A 16,014-nucleotide genomic window follows, 5' to 3' on the forward strand; every position below is an offset into this window, starting at 1 on the left:
TGTTGTCAGGCGACCCGATCTGGGCGGTGACCGCAGACAAGGTCAACTGGCCAGGATCGTGCCCATCATCCCCCGGTCCTCATGGTCGAGGATGTGACAGTGGTAGACGGTCCGACCGCCGAAGTCCTCGAACGCGACCCGGACCTTGACCTGGCTGCGGGCGGGAACGTTCACGACGTCGAGCCAGACCGGCTCAGACAGCTGTCGCCCGTCGACCTCCAGCAGCTGCATCGGCCACACGTGCAAGTGGAAGGGATGGTCCATCGAGCTGTCATTGCCGATGACCCACTCCTCCACCGTGTCCATCCCCACCTGTTGGTCGATCCGGTCGGCGTCGAACTCCTCACCGTCGAAGGTGAAGCTCATCGGACCGTCGCCACCGCCCATCACCGCGCCCATGCCCATCTGGAAGGTGATCGACCGACGACCATCGACGTCAGCCTCACGCAGGTCGCGGACAGCCGGGCCAGGCGGGATCCCCCCCGCGGCTCGGTTGCCGCTCGCGGACACGCCCAGGCGGGCGAGCGTCACCGGCCCGTCACCGCCTGGCATCGGGCCCCCGCCCATCATCTGGCCCGTCATGTCGCCACGGTCGACCGGCATCGCGGTGAGCTCGCTGCTTCCCTCGGACAGGTCGACCACCAGGTCGAGCCGGTTCCCGGGGGCGAGCACGACGTCCTCCAACGCCGTGTCCCGGGGCAGCCGACCCACGTCGCGACCGACCACTCGAGCCCGCTGTTCTGGCAGTCTCAACGCGAGGTAGCGGGCGGTGCAGGCGTTGACGATCCGCCACCGTTCACGCTCACCCGATCGACCCCTGAGCTCCGGCTCAACGGCACCGTTGACCAGGACGAGCTCACCCTCGCGGCCCATCATCTGCTCCATGGTGGACGGGCTGACCAGCGAGCCGCCGGAGTCGAGGGTGATGTCGGAGACGACCATGATCCGTTCCCGGTCGACGGGGATCTCCTCGTCGTCCTCCACGATGATGGCGCCGTAGAGTCCGCCGAACACCTGGGCCGCGACCGTGCCGTGGTGGTGCGGGTGGTACCAGTACACGCCTGGTGGATGGCTGTCGGGCAACCGATACTCGTAGCGATGCGCCCGGCCCGGTTCGACAGCGACGAACACGTCGTCGCCGCTGCCTTCGGGCGAGACGTGCAGCCCGTGCACGTGCAGGTTCGTGACCTCATCGAGCCGGTTCACCAGCTCCACCCGCAACGTGTCGCCCGGGCGCAGCCGCAACGTGGGACCCGGCACACCGCCGTTGAACCCCATCGTCGTGGCCTGTCGGCCGGCGACCTCGTGCTTGCCCAGCGCAGCCTCCAGCCGTACCTCCAGCAGGCCGCCGGCACTCCGGAGAACCTCGGGCTCGGTGAACCGCTCCCCGGCGACGGGGTCCAGGACCGAGGTGGACAGCTCCCGCCACAGGCCCGTGCCACCGACGACGGTGCTCACCAGGCCGGCACCGCCCATCGTCAGAGCCGTGCGTCGGCTGATCGATCTCACGATTGTCCCTCCTCCAGGACGCGCGACCGGTGCTGGTACTCCTCCGTGCTCAGCTCGCCCGCCGCGTACCGCTTCTCGAGGATCTGTCGGGCACCACCGGTCCCGCTCGGCCGACCGGGCCGGCCCGAACCGGTGTGGAGGCCCCCGGCCAGCATGCGCACCGCCGTCACCGCCAGCAGCACGACGCCGAGGACCAGCAGCACTCCGTAGAACCACGCGATCATGGGCGACCGACCTCGGACCACGTGGCACCAGCATCGGTGGACACGTGGACGCCGACCCCCGTAGCGGCGTACCACCGCGACTCGGTGGCGGTCAGCGCGTGAGGCACGTCCGGGAGTGATCCCACCTCCCGCCAGGTGTCCCCACCGTCGACGCTGCGGTAGACCGACCCCTCGGGGCCGGCCCCGACCAGCAGGTCCTCGCTGTCCCAGTCCAGGAGCACCAACCGCGGCGCGGACTCCACGACCTCGGGAGACCCAGGGACCTGGAGCCGGACGAGCGAACCGCTGCCATCGGTCAGCAGCACAAGATCGGGGTTGCCTGGATGGGCAGCCACGTCGGCGGCGGGCAGCTGTCCCAGGTCGCGCCACCGCTTGCCGTCCTCGGTGGACATGAGGCGCCCGCTCTGGGAGTCCACCCCGTACACGCGGTCACCCGACGCCTCGAGCGCATGGAAGTCCGCCGCCCCTTCCAATGAGAGCGACCTCCACGTCCGACCGGAGTCTTTCGACTCGGAGAGTCCGAAGTGCGCGGGTCCGCCGGCGCCCGGCTCGGGGTGTCCACTCATCAGGAAGCGGTCCGCGTCGGCGATGGTGAACGACATCGCGTCGAAACGCGCCTCCCCCACACGCTCGAACCCGTCGGCACCGAGGGCGAACACTCCGTGATGACTCGCGACGTAGAGCGTGTCGTCCGCGGGGTTCACGTCGAGGGAGTGGACATGGCCGAGCTCCTCCCCGGCCGCAGCGGCGTCCGAGGCGGCCGGGTCCTCTGTAGAGCCGCAGCCGGCGAGCAGGGCCGCGGCCACGGAGAGGCCGACGACCAGAGGGAGACCAGCAGACAGACTCAGTGAATTGCGCGTCGCGCACATGCGCATACTCCCATTGAGATCGGTGACGGGCAGGACAGACGCACCGGACCCACGTGGGTGGTGCGCCGGTGTGCCTGATCAGATCCGGAGTACGGTCAGCTGACGTTCGAACGGCGGTGGCAGCCCCGCCACGTCGAGTGCGGAGACGACCCACGGCAACGGACGCGGCAGACGCCATCCTCCGCCGCGTGCCGCAGCGGCGAGCAGCCACAGGCCCAGCGCCAGACCGGGCGTGAGCACCATCAGGCACAGCGCGACCAACCCCGCGTCATCCGCCGGCGGGGCCTCGTTGCCGGCAACGACGCCGGGGGATGCGACCACGCCCGACGTGGTGTCGGTGGTCATCATGATCGTCGGGGCGGCGTGGTGTCCGACGTGCTCGCCGGATTCCGGCCCGGACGCCAGCCCGTGCATGCCAACGATCCCGAGCGCGACTGCGCACAGGAGCACGGCCAGCGGAAGCCGCGTCCTCACGGCTCCTGGGAAGGTGCGGTCGGCAAGAGTCATCGCCTCCTGAGTTTAGGCACAGCCACACCCGGCCGCCAGCCGGACACCTCGATCCTGCCGCTGTGAGGGCAGGCAGCGGCACCGGACCCGAGGAGCGAGCACGTGCCATCGACACTGGTCCGAAGGAAGACTCCAGCAGCGCGACGCGCTCCACATGGCCGGTCACCGTCAAGTCGGCTTGGGCAGCCTCACGCGAACGTTCACAGGCTCCAGCAGCGCGACGCACTCCACATGACTTGTCATCGGGAACTCACCGGCGACGTTACGCGGGATTGCAGAACTTTGCGCTTGACTGCGATCGGCGGCCAAAGGTGCCCGCTGACCTGCAATGATGCTGACTTCGAGGGTTGCTGGCGTTAGTAGCCGGTTGCGGGCCGTTGCGACTCAAAGTGCGCCCAAACCGCGCCCTGCAGTCAGCAGGCTCAGACGTGCACAGACGCCCGCGGTCAACCGCCCTGGCACGGCACCCCAGAGACACGCTCGACGTCAGGCCTGGCACCGGCCGTGCGTGCAGCACGCGAGATCTTTGACCGCAAGACCTGGGCGACGCCGCGTTCGCGTGGTGCCCGCGAAGGACTGCGCACGCTCATCACCGGCCGTGACAGCGCGAAACTCGCGCGGGTCGCCGCGACCATCGTCCTCGAAGCACTTGTCGTTTGCCGCGCCCGTCGCCTTGCGCGAGGAACTGCGCGGCCGACCCCTGATGGACTCGGTCGGACGCTGCCGACGTCTGCGGCCGGACACCGCCGCCGATCCCGAGTACGCAGCGATGGAGCTGTCGCTGCGTAGTACCGCGAACCGCCTTCTGCAACCCACCGACGAATGCCGTGCGCTCGAGCTAGCGATGATCCCCCTCGTGCGGGCGACGGCGGCCGAGGTGCTCAACGAACCAGTCGCGGGCAGCGCCCGAGCTCGTCTCGAACCCATCACCGGTGTAGGCGTCGAAGTGCCCGCCGCCGACGAGAACGAGGTTCTTGGGTTGTGAAGCCTTCTCGTAAGCAGCCGTTGCCAGTCGCCCGTCGGCCAGGCGGTCGAGTGGGGCGACGATCATGAGCAGCGGAGTCGGTGCGATCAGCGGGATGTAGATGCCGGGCTCGTAACCCCGGAAGTACTCCATCGACGTCATCGTGACCTCGTTGCGCCAAGACGAGGCTCGATCGTCCGCCGTCGTCTGGAACCACTCATAGGAATCCGGGGTCGGGAGGGCCGACATCGCGGTCGGGTCCTTGTCGACCACTGGCAGCAAGGCGGCGTCCGCCCCGGCGGCGCGGGCCTGCCGCTCGGCGGAGAAGGCGGCGTCCATGGCCGCCCAGTTGTCGATGCGGACCAGCTGCTGGAAGCTATGGGAGCCGGAGATCGCGGGCACCTGGCCGACGACGGCCTTCACCCGGCGGTCGATCGCGGCAGTGACATAGGCGTGGCCACCGCCGTAGCTGGAACCCCACAGGCCGATCCGCTCCGCGTCGACCTCCGGGCGGCTCTGTGCGTAGGTGATTGCGTGCTGGATGCACCGCACCTGTTGCCACGGATCGATCTCCTGACGGGGTGTGCCTAGCACCGCGTCGCTGGCCCCGAAGCCCGGGTGGTCGTAGACGAGGGCGCTGAGCCCGGCCTCCTGGAACACCTCGGCGTAGCGGTCGAGCCACATTTCCTTGACGGCGGCGAACCCGTGCTGGACGACCACGCAGGGGGCGTCACCGTCCGAGCCCGTGGCCGGATAGAACCAGCCCCTGAGCGTCGTTCCCTGTGCATCGAACTCGATGTCCTCGCGGCTCATTTCGATCCTCCTCGTTATTGCTGTGGGTCACACCATGCCGGTCGCTGTGCAACCAGGGCTGGGACGACCGCGACAACTTCTGGTACGTCAGCGCCTCATCGATGCGCCGTGGGTGGCCCGGCGGATCGGGGGCACGCTGCTGGAGGATTTGGCGCGCTCGTACAGGCCAGGAGCGACTGGCCAGGGCTACGCTCGCGGGGTCCGCAACGAAAGGGGGCCGCCGTGGGGCAGGTTCTGACCGAGCACTACGACCTCAACGGCGTACCGGAGGCGGACAAGGAGGGCCGGTGGGAGGAGATTCTCTCCTCGACCCACGTCGATCTTCGGCTGCGCATCTCCGACGAGCCCATGACTCGGTCTCCGAAGCCGTTCCGCGCGACGGCCCGCCGGATGTGGATCGACGACCTGGCCTTGGTCGACGTGACATGTGACCCGTGCAGCGGGGTCCGTTCCGCGAGCCGGATCAAGGGCGCCGACCTCGATTACGTCGTCATCCTGATCAACCTCCGTGGCCGGGAGGTCGTGTCGCAGCACGACGCAGCGGCCGAGATGCGCGCCGGCGACGCCGTGGTGTGGGATACCACCCGCCCAGTGAAATTCCGCGTTCTCGAGCCCCTCGCGAAGCGGAGCCTCTTCGTGCCGCGGAGCGCCCTCGACGAGATCGGTGCCCGAAGCCTGGGTATCGCTGGGGCCATTCTCGGCAAGGACGCGCCAGCCACCGAGCTTCTGACGAGCTATCTCGACGTTCTTGCGCGCACGGTCGACCAACTCTCCCCAGCCGCGGTCGCCGCGGCGCGCAATGCGACGCTGGACCTCGTCAGTGCAGCTCTGCAGCCTGAGCAGGTCGATGAGCCCCTGCCGCGGGATGGCGCAGCATTGCGTGCCTCCATCAACCGCTGGATCGAACACAACCTAGACGGGTTGGATCTCAGCCCCTCGACGATTGCTCTGGCGCACAACGTGTCCGTCCGTTCGGTGCACCGCCTGTTCGAAGGCTCGGGCGCCACCGTCGTCGGGTTCGTCCGGACCCGCAGGCTGGCTCGAGCCCGTCAGGACCTGGTGTCGAGCAACGCCTCCATCACCGAGATCGCCGCTCGGTGGCGGTTCTACGATCCAAGTCACTTCACCCGCGCATTCCGTGCCCAGTACGGCGTGTCACCGAGCCACTTCCGCACAGACCCCGGGCGGCAGGGCGACGACAGGCTGAGGGCCTTGCCCTGACAGCGATCGTCCCGCCGGTCGCCAACGACTGGCCGCTCTCGGACGGTTGACCCCGCCGCGAACACGAGTTGATCGTGGAGCAGGCCGCGACCAGCGCGCCAGTCACCGTGCCGCACTTGGCGGAACGGCTCTCGCGGGCCGAGACCTCGTTGTCCGTCAGCGCTGGAGTCCGAGCTGGCGCGCAGCAGTGTCACGCATCTCGACCTTGCGGATCTTGCCGGTGACCGTCATCGGGAACTCGTCGACGAGCATGACGTATCGCGGAATCTTGTAGTGCGCGAGCTGGCCGTCACAGTAGGCCTTGACGGCAGCCGCATCGAGGCGGTCTGCGCCGGCCCGCAGCTTGATCCAGGCGCACAGCTCCTCGCCGTACCGATCATCCGGAACCCCGATGACCTGGACGTCCTCGATGTCGGGGTGGGCGTAGAGAAACTCCTCGATCTCCCGCGGATAGACGTTCTCTCCGCCGCGGATCACCATGTCCTTGATCCGGCCGACCACGTTGCAGTAGCCGTCGTCGCGCATCTCGGCCAGGTCTCCGGTGTGCATCCACCCGTCTTCGTCGATCGCCTCGGCTGTCCTCTCCGGGTCGTTCCAGTAGCCCAGCATCACGGAGTAGCCACGGGTGCAGAACTCGCCGGTCTCCCCGCGTTCAACGGTCTCGCCGGTGGCGGGGTCGACGATCTTGATCTCGAGGTGCGGGTGCACCCGGCCGATGGAGGCAGTTCGCCGGTCCAGGTCGTCGTCGGATCGGGTCTGCGTGGCCACCGGGCTGGTCTCGGTCATGCCATAGGCGATGGAGACCTCGGACATGTGCATGTCGTTGATGCAGCGTTTCATCACCTCGACCGGGCAGATGGATCCGGCCATGATCCCGGTGCGCAGGGTCGAGAGGTCGTGCTCGGCAAAGGTCGAGTGGTTCTGCATCGCGATGAACATCGTTGGCACACCGTAGACGCCCGTGCACCGCTCGGCCTCGATCGTGCGGAGAGTGATCTCGGGGTCGAAGCCCGGTGCCGGGATCACCATCGTGGTGCCGTGGCTGGTGCAGCCGAGGTTGCCCATCACCATCCCGAAGCAGTGGTAGAAGGGCACCGGGATGCAGAGCCGGTCCTCGTGGGTCAGGTTGATCAGCTCGGTTGTGAAGTACCCGTTGTTGAGGATGTTGCGGTGGCTCAGCGTCGCACCCTTGGGGCGCCCCGTTGTCCCGGAGGTGTACTGAATATTGATCGGGTCGCGCGGCTCGAGCGTGGCGAGGACCTCGGCGACGGCTCCGCGGTCGACCGCCTTGCCCTCCTCGACCAGCGTCGCCCAGTCATCGGTGTCGAGAAGGACCACACGTTCGAGGTCTGGGCACTCGGCGCGGGTCTCCTCGATCATGCCGCGGTAGTCGCTGGTCTTGTAACTCGAGGTCGCGATCAGCATCCGCATCCCGGACTGGTTCACCGCATAGACGAACTCGTGCGTGCGGTAGGCGGGGTTGACGTTCACCAGCACCACGCCCAGCTTGGCGGTGGCGTACTGCACGAGGGTCCACTCGGCGCAGTTGGGCGCCCAGATCCCCAGCCGATCACCCGTGGACAACCCAGCAGCGAGGAGTCCTCGCGCGAGCGCATCCACATCCTTGTTGAGCTCCGCCCACGTCCAACGTCGCCCGCTCGCGACCTCGACCAGCGCCTCACCATCTGGGTGCGCGGCGACCGTCCGCTCGAAGTTGGCTCCGATGGTCTCGTCCAACAGCTCCGTTCCGACGGGACCGCTGTCGTATGCCGTACTGGTACTCATACATCCGGACCCTAGACACCGACAAGACACTGCTCACACCTCCGATCGGAGGTGCGCGGTCCCAACCCGTTGCTGGTCGACCGGTCAGGGATCTGTGGGGTGGATGGCACCCTGACACGACGACGCTGACGTGGGAGCGCAATGCCGAACTCAGGCACCTCCGATCGGAGGTGAGCGATCGTTAACCTCCTGGATACGGTCCCGACATGAGCTTTGAGCTGACCCGCGAACATGAAGAGTTCCGCCACAGCGTGCGCGAGTTCGCGCAGGCTGAGATCGCGCCGCACGCCGCCCTGTGGGACAAGGACCACCACTTCCCGATCGACGTCGTCCAGAAGATGGGCAAGCTCGGTCTCTTCGGCTTGACCGCTCCCGAGGAGTACGGCGGCGCCGGCAACGACGGTGACTTCACCAGTCTGTGCGTGGCGATCGAGGAGCTCGGCCGAGTCGACCAGTCGATGGGCATCACCCTGCAGGCCGCGGTGGGGTTGGGGATCAATCCGATCCTCACCTATGGCACCCAGGAGCAGAAGGAGCGATGGCTGCCCGACCTGGTGGCAGGTGAACGTCTCGCCGGGTTCGGCCTCACTGAGCCGGGTGCCGGCTCGGACGCCGGAGCAACCCGGACCAAAGCCGAGCTGGTCGACGGCGGGTGGGTGGTCAACGGTTCCAAGCAGTTCATCACCAACTCTGGATCCGAGATCACCAGCGTGGTGACGGTGACGGCCCGCACAGGGACCCGCCAGGACGGCAAGCCAGAGATCTCCACGATCATGCTTCCCGCAGGAACGCCGGGCTTCACGGCTGAGAAGGCATACGACAAGCTCGGCTGGCACGCCTCGGACACGCACCCGCTGTCGTTCGAGGACGTCAGGGTGCCTGCCGACCACCTGCTCGGAGAACAGGGTCGCGGGTATGCGCAGTTCCTGGCGACGCTCGACGACGGACGGGTGGCGATCTCGGCACTCAGCGTCGGCTGCATCCAGGCCTGTCTCGACATGGCGCTGCAGTACGCCGGCGAGCGTCAGACGTTCGGCGGGCCGATCGGACGCAAGCAGGGCGTGGCGTTCCAGATCGCTGACCTCGAGGTGATGCTCCACGCCAGCCGCTTGCTGACGTACCGCGCAGCAGCGCTCAAGGACGCGGGAGCGCCCTACCAGCAGTTCAAGCAAGCAGCGTCGGTCGCGAAGGTCCACTGCACCGAGGCAGCTGTGACGGCTACGCGAATCGCGACTCAGGTGTTCGGTGGCTACGGGTTCATGGAGGAGTACCCAGTGGTGCGGTTCTATCGCGACGCGAAGGTGCTCGAGATCGGAGAAGGCACCTCTGAAGTGCAGCGGATGCTGATCGCACGTGGACTCGGGCTCCCGGTCGAGTGATGATGACTGGCCAGGGCGAGGAAGACGTGGCAGGGACGCCGATGGTGATCGATGGTTCGCGGGCGCGGGGCTTGGTCGATGTGAACACCCAGGTCCGCGTGGCGCTCAGCCTTCGGTCGCCGGTCGCCGGGGAAGTGAAGCGCGTCCAGGAAGTCGTCGGCAACCAGGTACCTCTCGGGGCGCCACTGTTCACGGTCGAGGCGAGGTCGTAGCGATGGACAAGGTCGTGTCGTCAGCCCAACAGGCCGTCGCCGACATCGGGCCAGGCTCGACGATCGCGGTCGGCGGGTTCGGCTTGTGCGGCATCCCGTCGGTACTGATCGGGGCGTTGCACGCTTCGGGCGTCGACGGTTTGGAGGCGGTATCCAACAACGCCGGGACCGACGGCTGGGGTCTCGGGATCCTGCTCGCCGAGGGCAGGCTGCGGCGGATGGTGGCGTCGTACGTCGGGGAGAACAAGGAGTTCGCCCGCCAGTACCTCGCCGGCGAGCTGGAGGTCGAGCTGACGCCGCAGGGCACGCTCGCCGAGCGCATGCGTGCTGGTGGGTCCGGGATCGCGGCGTTCTTCACCCGCACCGGCGTCGGCACCCAGGTGGCATACGGCGGTCTGCCGTGGCGCTACGACCCTGATGGCAAGGTGGTCGTGGCCTCACCGGCCAAACAGGTCCAGCAGTTCGGCGGCCTCGACTACGTGCTGGAGGAGGCGATCGTCGCCGACTTCGGTCTGGTCCGCGCCTGGAAAGGCGATAGGCACGGCAACCTCGTCTACCGCGACAGTGCGCGCAACTTCAACCCGTTGGCGGCAATGTGTGGGCGTGTGACGATCGCGGAGGTCGAACACCTCGTCGGGCCGGGTGAGCTCGACCCGAACCTCGTGCACACCCCGGGCGCCTACGTCCAGCGCGTGGTGGCCTTGACAGCCGGACAGGCAGCCGACAAGCGGATCGAGAAGCGGACCGTCCGGACGAAGGAGACCACGGTATGAGCTGGACGCGTGAAGAGATGGCCGCACGGGCGGCCGCGGAGCTGAGCGACGGGTCCTACGTCAACCTCGGGATCGGGCTCCCAACACTGGTGCCGAACTACGTACCTGACAACGTCGAGCTGGTGCTCCAGTCTGAAAACGGCGTGCTCGGCACCGGTGCCTACCCCCTCGATGGAGACGAGGACGCCGACCTCATCAACGCCGGCAAGGAGACCGTCACGCTGCGGCCCGGCGCATCGTTCTTCGACTCGGCCACGTCGTTCGGGATGATCCGCGGCGGCAAGATCGACGCCGCGATCCTCGGCGCCATGCAGGTCTCGGCGGTTGGCGACATCGCCAACTGGATGATCCCCGGCAAGATGGTCAAGGGCATGGGCGGCGCGATGGACCTGGTCCACGGCGCCACCCGGGTCATCGTGCTCATGGAGCACGTCGCTCGCGACGGGTCGTACAAGATCGTCAACGACTGCTCACTGCCCTACACGGGCCGTGGCGTCGTGCAGCGGATCATCACCGACCTCGGCGTCCTCGACATCACCGCCGACGGACTGCAGCTCGTCGAGCTCGCGACAGCCGTCACCATCGACGAGGTGCGGGAGAAGACCGAGCCTCAGGTGCTCGCCGGGTGAGCCGTGTGGCGCCCGGTCAATCGATCCAACCCGCGGTCCGGGCCGCTGCGATCGCTTGGACACGATTGGTGCAGTCGAGCTTGCGCATCAGGTCCTGCAGGTAGGACTTGACCGTGTTGGGCAGCAGGCCGAGGTTCTCGGCGATCTGTCGGTTGGACAACCCGCGGGCTGCCTCGACCAGGACCTGCATCTCGCGGCGAGTCAGTCGGGAGCCGTTGGGAAGTTCGACGCCGCGGTCGACGGCAAGGCCACCGTCGAGCCGTTGTCGGATGCGGTCGAGTCGCGCGCTCATCGCGGCGTTGCCAAGTTCAGCTGAGACCTCGCCAAGCTCCCGGACTACGGCAGCAAGCTCGATGGTGTTCGCCGTCGAGCTCAGAGCAGCCGAACCCGCCTGAAGCTGTGCCAGGCGCGCTTGGACCTCGTCCTCGACGAGGATCTCGTGCTGCAGTCGACGTCGTAGCGGTTCGAGGGTGTCGAACCATCGGTCGCCGATCGAGACCTCGGTGGTGCTCGCGAGGTAGACGAGCGCACGAGGTGTGCCGGCAACGACGATCGGAATGGCGACCGCCGTCACCAGCGACTCAGAGCGAACCGCGTGGTCGTAGTGGTGCGTGATCCCGCTGGCGGCCTCATAGTTCTCGACGCTCGTAGGACGCACAAGCGCCAGCGCCTTGCCGCCGAGTCCCGTCCGGGAGACGACTTCGAGGTTGTTGAGAGCCTTCGTCCTCGCACCTACCGTCGACATGATGTGAAGCGAGCCGGACTTCTCGTCGACGACCCCGCCGAAGGCCAAGTCCATGCCACCGACGCTGCGCCAGGCGGGCATGGCGGGGCTCAGACGATTGAGGACCGCGTCAGTTGACGCAGGCACCACGCTCACCTCCTGTGATCGAGCAGCGATTGACGCGGCGACACCCCAGAGAAGCTGGCCCGGGGCTGCGCGCGGCGAGTGAGGTTCTGGACCTCACCTCCTTTGCGCGGTCTCCTTTGCGGTCGGTGCGGAGCCCGCGGCCAACGCATTGGCGAGGAACCCAGTGACCGCCCCCAGCCCGCGTGGGTAGGCCGCCAGGGCAGGCATCGTGATGAAGTCGTGAAACGATCCGTCGAAACGAGCGACCTCGGCGGGAGTTCCGGCGCCTTCGAGGAGCTCGGCGTAGTGGAGACCGTCGTCGCGAAGCGGATCGTGTCCGGCCACGACCACCAGTGCCGGAGGCAGGTCGGCGAAGGAGCTCGCGTTGGCCGGGGTCGCCCGCGGATCGGTTCGGTCAGCCTCCGTGCGCAGGTACTGATCCCAGAACCAGACCGTGTCGGCGGCAGTCAGCAGGGGGGCGTTGGCATTGTCGATCCACGAGGGCCGGTCAACTGCATACTCGGTCGCCGGACACAACAACACCTGGGCGGCCAGAGGCATGGCGTTGCCCCGGTCCAGATGCGTGATGGCCGCCGCGATGTTGGCTCCTGCGCTGTCGCCGCCGATCGCGACGAGCGACGGATCCAGGCCCAGCGTGGGCGCCGAGCCGCGGAGCCAGGCCAAGGCCGCCTGGCAGTCCTCGACCGGAATCGGAAACTTGTGCTCTGGTGCCAGGCGATATTCCACCGATGCCACTGCGATGCCGAGCGTGCAGACGATATCGCGCGCCAGGTAGTCGACGCCGCCGTCGATGGATCCCATCGTCCAACCACCACCGTGGATGTAGAGCAGGACGGGGACCGGCCCGGCCGAGTCGGGCCGATACAGGCGCACCCGAACGTCTCCGTGTGGACCCGGGGCTTGGTGCTCACTCACCCGGTGCACCTCGGCCGCCGGCGGCGTCTGGGTGTTCGCTTGCTCTCCGAACGCTCGGACGCCGTCGACGCCCAGACCGGACAGACCGGCGGGAAGGAGGACGGCGAACTGGTCGGCGACCGCCTTCGCGTCCGGGTCGAGCGGGGCGGTGGTGTGGTTGGTTGTGGTGGACACAGTTGTTCTCCTCATGGCCGGGCGGCCAGGTTGGCGGTCGCAGGGGTGTGCAGGGTCAGACCTTCGAAGGTGCCAGCTGCCCACCAGCGGTCGATCATGTTCCAGTAGTCGACCTCACTGATCCGGTAGACGTCGGTGAAAAAGGCACGCGAGATGTCGCCCTGGCCGCTGTAGTAGCCGGGCGTACACGTCGAGACGTAGTGCAGGTGTGGCTGGGCTGCAGCGCGGACAGTCTCGACCCAGGCGTCCTGGGCCTCGAGGACAGGTTCGATGGTGCTGACGCCATGGTCGAGCGCGTGGGCGATGATGCGCGCGGCGTGGTGAGCCTTGCGATCCAACATGTACGTGTAGTTCACCAGATAGGCGTTCTGGCTCAGGCCCAGCTCGAGGAAGTTGGGGAAGCCGTGGGTGAACTGACCGTGGAGGGTCTTGGTCCCGTCGGCGAAGTGGTCGGCCAACGACAGTCCGTCGCGGCCGATGATGTCGTAGCCGTAGCGGGATGATGTCGAGCTGCCGGTTTCGAAGCCTGTGGCGAAGATGATGAGGTCGACGTCGTACGCGGTGCCGTCGACGACCAGGCCGGTCCCGGTGATGCCCTCGATGCCGCCTGGGGCCGAGACGAGCTTGACCGTGGGGCGATTGAACGCCGGGTAGTACTCGTCATTGAACACGGGTCGTTTGCAGAGGAAGCCGTACCAGGGCTTGAGCCCCTCAGCCGTATTCGGGTCCTCGACGATCCCGTTGATCCGGTCGTGGATGGCGTGGGTTGCGTTCATGTCCGCGATCTCGGCCAGCGCCATCTGGTCCTCCAGGGGCAGCGAGGCCGGCGGCACGTCGACCAGTTTGCGGCCCGTGGCGTTGGGAAAGACCTCGGTCCAGAAGTCTCCGACGAAGTTCTCGTCGGGATCGTGCCCGTTGACAACGTTGTTGAAGTTGTGGATCCGGTCCGCTTGCCACCCTGGCTCGAGGTCTGCGGCCCAAGCCGGATCGGTGGGCTTGTTGGCCCGGACACCTACCGTGCTCGGGGTTCGCTGGACGACAAGCAACTCTTTCGCGTACTCGGCGAGGTAAGGGACCGCCTGGATGGCCGTGGCACCCGTGCCGACGATTGCGACCCGCTTGTCGCGCAGGTTCTCCAAGCCACCGTGCTGGTCGCCACCGGTGTAGTCGTAGTCCCATCGGCTGGTGTGGAAGATCTTGCCGCGGAAGTCGTTGATCCCCGGCAGTCTGGGAACCTGCGGCTTGCTGAGGGGACCGTTCGAGCGGAGAAGGAACCTGGCACGGATGACGTCGCCTCGGTCGGTCCGCACCTCCCAGCGAGCCACGTCGGCCTGCCACTCGGTCGCGATCACGGTGGTCTGGAACAAGGCGGTGCGGTAGAGGTCGAAGTGCCGACCGATCCGCTGCGCGTGCTCGAAGATCTCGTCGCCATCGGCGTAGCGCTTGCTCGGCACATAGCCGGTCTCATCGAGCAGCGGCATGTAGATGTGCGACTCGACGTCGCACTGCACACCCGGGTAGCGGTTCCAGTACCAGGTTCCGCCGAAGTCGCCCCCGTGCTCGATGATGCGGAAGTCGGTGACTCCCTGCTCGGTCAGGCGCGCGCCGGCGCACAAGCCACCGAACCCTCCCCCGAGGATCGCAACCTCGACATCCTCGATGAGAGCGTCACGTACGACGGGATCGGCGAAGCGGTCGACGTACTCGAGCTCCAGCACATCGGACAGACCCTGGAACTGCCCCAAGGGCTCACGCTTCAGCCGCTTGTCGCGCTGCTCGGCGAAGCGTCGGCGCGTCTGGTCAGGATCGAAGTCGACACGGACAGGCGTGCCGGAGACGGGGAGTCTGACAGTCATATCGGCGTTCCTTTGCTCGAGGGACAGTCGGCCGCGTTCGGTGTCGGGGCGATCCCGCACCGGCCGGAGCCGTGAATTGGGCCTGTGATGCACGACATACAAAGGCAGGCCGTGAACCTCTCACGCGACACAGTGTTGTGTCAAGCATCACAGAGTCGTATGCCTAGCCGAAAGCGAAAGGGTGACGATTGACACGACCCAACGTCGAGTGGGTGGTCCACCTCGTAGCCATCACGCACGCAATCACGATGGTGATTCCCCCCGAAGGGTTCGACCGGCAGCATGGCCGAACAGCCCGACCAGACCGCCCAAGCCGTCGACTGCGACGGCTGGAGGCATACAGGAGACCTCGCCGTCATGGACGACTCCGGATACGTCCAGATCACTGGTCGCATCAAGCATGGTGATGAGCGGACTCACTGAAGCCGACAGCGGCGTCACCAGGTGAGGTCAGCGGAACCATGCGCAGAGGTCGAGGAGCGATCGCTTACTCGTATCCTGCTGCAATGCCAACAGAACCGGTGAAGCCCACACTCGCAAGACGAACGTCTCTGCGAGACGAGCAGAAGCGGATGACGCGCGAACGGCTGGTTGCGGCAGGTTACGAGACCTTTATCAAGTCTGGGTATTCCGCCACTGCGATCCGCGACATCACCGACGCGGCCGACGTGAACCGCGCGACCTTCTACCTGCACTTCGCAGGTAAGTCAGAACTCTTCCTGGCGGTGATCGAACACCAGCTCGCGAGGAGTGCATTCGCCCATTGGGACACACTTGACGCCGCCTTGACGAGTGGTAGCCGCGCCTCGATCCGCGCGTGGCTGGAGGATGCCGCACGCTGGTGGTTGGACAACGCGGCGTTTGTCTCCGCCTGGAACGAAGCTGTTGCAGTCGACGCCACGCTGCGAGCGTCGCCACGGGGTGTCTACGATCGCATCGGGCGTTCGTTGGCCCAGTTCGAGAGTTCGCTGCCAGAAGGCCCGGAAAGACAACGCGGCGTCCTCCGCGTCGAGATGCTGGTCATGCTGCTCAACAGCGTGCTGACCCAGTACTTGCAGCCCGAAACACCACAGGCCGAGCGGGCCGGCGCGCTGGACGCGCTCACCGAGATCTGGTGCGCAACGCTTCGCGTCCCTGAAGGCTCGGCCGAGTGAGGGAACCGGTGAAGCGGGCCCGCTTGCCCGTCGACCATGGATAGAAGTTGATCGCAGCACAACCGCTGAAGACCGTCGCCGACGCCGAGTAAGCCAGCCCCTGCGGGGTCGATTGGTACATCGACAGAAGGCTCCACGCAACCTTGGAAAGCGTCCCAT

At 66.9% G+C, this 16,014-nt stretch carries 14 protein-coding genes; 5 read left to right on the forward strand and 9 right to left on the reverse strand.

Annotation, left to right across the window (positions count from 1 at the left end):
* Positions 1-42 precede the first annotated feature (42 nt).
* From K4G59_RS15115 to K4G59_RS15135, 5 genes are all read right to left on the reverse strand, one after another.
* A complete protein-coding gene (locus K4G59_RS15115; RefSeq protein ID WP_231251898.1) occupies positions 43-1,509 on the reverse strand; it encodes a multicopper oxidase family protein in 1,467 nt (488 codons plus the stop codon).
* Positions 1,506-1,733, reverse strand: a complete 228-nt coding sequence (locus tag K4G59_RS15120; protein ID WP_231251899.1) for an SHOCT domain-containing protein — start codon at positions 1,731-1,733, stop codon at positions 1,506-1,508. The genes K4G59_RS15115 and K4G59_RS15120 overlap by 4 nt, the downstream gene beginning before the upstream one ends.
* Entirely contained in the window at positions 1,730-2,602 is an 873-nt protein-coding gene (locus tag K4G59_RS15125) for a F510_1955 family glycosylhydrolase (protein ID WP_231251900.1), read from the reverse strand. The genes K4G59_RS15120 and K4G59_RS15125 overlap by 4 nt, the downstream gene beginning before the upstream one ends.
* A 78-nt stretch (positions 2,603-2,680) precedes the next feature.
* Positions 2,681-3,109 (reverse strand): DUF6153 family protein, encoded by a 429-nt coding sequence (locus K4G59_RS15130; RefSeq protein ID WP_231251901.1) that lies wholly within the window; start codon positions 3,107-3,109, stop codon positions 2,681-2,683.
* Between the two features lie 838 nt (positions 3,110-3,947).
* Entirely contained in the window at positions 3,948-4,886 is a 939-nt protein-coding gene (locus K4G59_RS15135; protein WP_231251902.1) for an alpha/beta hydrolase, read from the reverse strand.
* A gap of 222 nt (positions 4,887-5,108) precedes the next feature.
* Between K4G59_RS15135 and K4G59_RS15140 the strand changes: the two genes are divergently transcribed.
* Positions 5,109-6,107, forward strand: coding sequence for a helix-turn-helix domain-containing protein (locus tag K4G59_RS15140; RefSeq protein ID WP_231251903.1), 999 nt, complete (start codon positions 5,109-5,111; stop codon positions 6,105-6,107).
* Positions 6,108-6,263: 156 nt separating this feature from the next.
* Here the strand turns inward: K4G59_RS15140 and K4G59_RS15145 are convergent, their stop codons facing one another.
* Positions 6,264-7,892, reverse strand: coding sequence for an AMP-binding protein (locus tag K4G59_RS15145; protein ID WP_231251904.1), 1,629 nt, complete (start codon positions 7,890-7,892; stop codon positions 6,264-6,266).
* A gap of 206 nt (positions 7,893-8,098) precedes the next feature.
* Between K4G59_RS15145 and K4G59_RS15150 the strand changes: the two genes are divergently transcribed.
* The 3 genes from K4G59_RS15150 (at position 8,099) to K4G59_RS15160 (ending at position 10,885) form a co-directional block, all read left to right on the forward strand.
* Positions 8,099-9,271, forward strand: a complete 1,173-nt coding sequence (locus K4G59_RS15150) for an acyl-CoA dehydrogenase family protein (RefSeq protein WP_231251905.1) — start codon at positions 8,099-8,101, stop codon at positions 9,269-9,271.
* 214 nt (positions 9,272-9,485) lie between these two features.
* Positions 9,486-10,256: a CoA transferase subunit A gene (locus tag K4G59_RS15155; RefSeq protein WP_231251906.1), complete on the forward strand. Its 771-nt coding sequence runs from the start codon at positions 9,486-9,488 to the stop codon at positions 10,254-10,256.
* Complete coding sequence (locus K4G59_RS15160; protein WP_231251907.1) at positions 10,253-10,885, forward strand: 3-oxoacid CoA-transferase subunit B; 633 nt, start codon at positions 10,253-10,255, stop codon at positions 10,883-10,885. The genes K4G59_RS15155 and K4G59_RS15160 overlap by 4 nt, the downstream gene beginning before the upstream one ends.
* A gap of 16 nt (positions 10,886-10,901) precedes the next feature.
* On the opposite strand, the gene K4G59_RS15165 is transcribed toward K4G59_RS15160, so the two are convergent.
* The 3 genes from K4G59_RS15165 to K4G59_RS15175 form a co-directional block, all read right to left on the reverse strand.
* Positions 10,902-11,684: a helix-turn-helix transcriptional regulator gene (locus K4G59_RS15165; RefSeq protein ID WP_231251908.1), complete on the reverse strand. Its 783-nt coding sequence runs from the start codon at positions 11,682-11,684 to the stop codon at positions 10,902-10,904.
* A 165-nt stretch (positions 11,685-11,849) separates the two neighbouring features.
* Entirely contained in the window at positions 11,850-12,845 is a 996-nt protein-coding gene (locus K4G59_RS15170; protein WP_231251909.1) for an alpha/beta hydrolase, read from the reverse strand.
* 11 nt (positions 12,846-12,856) lie between these two features.
* Positions 12,857-14,761: a flavin-containing monooxygenase gene (locus K4G59_RS15175; protein ID WP_231251910.1), complete on the reverse strand. Its 1,905-nt coding sequence runs from the start codon at positions 14,759-14,761 to the stop codon at positions 12,857-12,859.
* Between the two features lie 512 nt (positions 14,762-15,273).
* Between K4G59_RS15175 and K4G59_RS15185 the strand changes: the two genes are divergently transcribed.
* Positions 15,274-15,855 (forward strand): TetR/AcrR family transcriptional regulator, encoded by a 582-nt coding sequence (locus tag K4G59_RS15185; protein ID WP_231251912.1) that lies wholly within the window; start codon positions 15,274-15,276, stop codon positions 15,853-15,855.
* Positions 15,856-16,014: the final 159 nt, after the last annotated feature.

The sequence above is a fragment of the Nocardioides furvisabuli genome, from assembly GCF_021083185.1.
Classification (GTDB): domain Bacteria; phylum Actinomycetota; class Actinomycetes; order Propionibacteriales; family Nocardioidaceae; genus Nocardioides; species Nocardioides furvisabuli.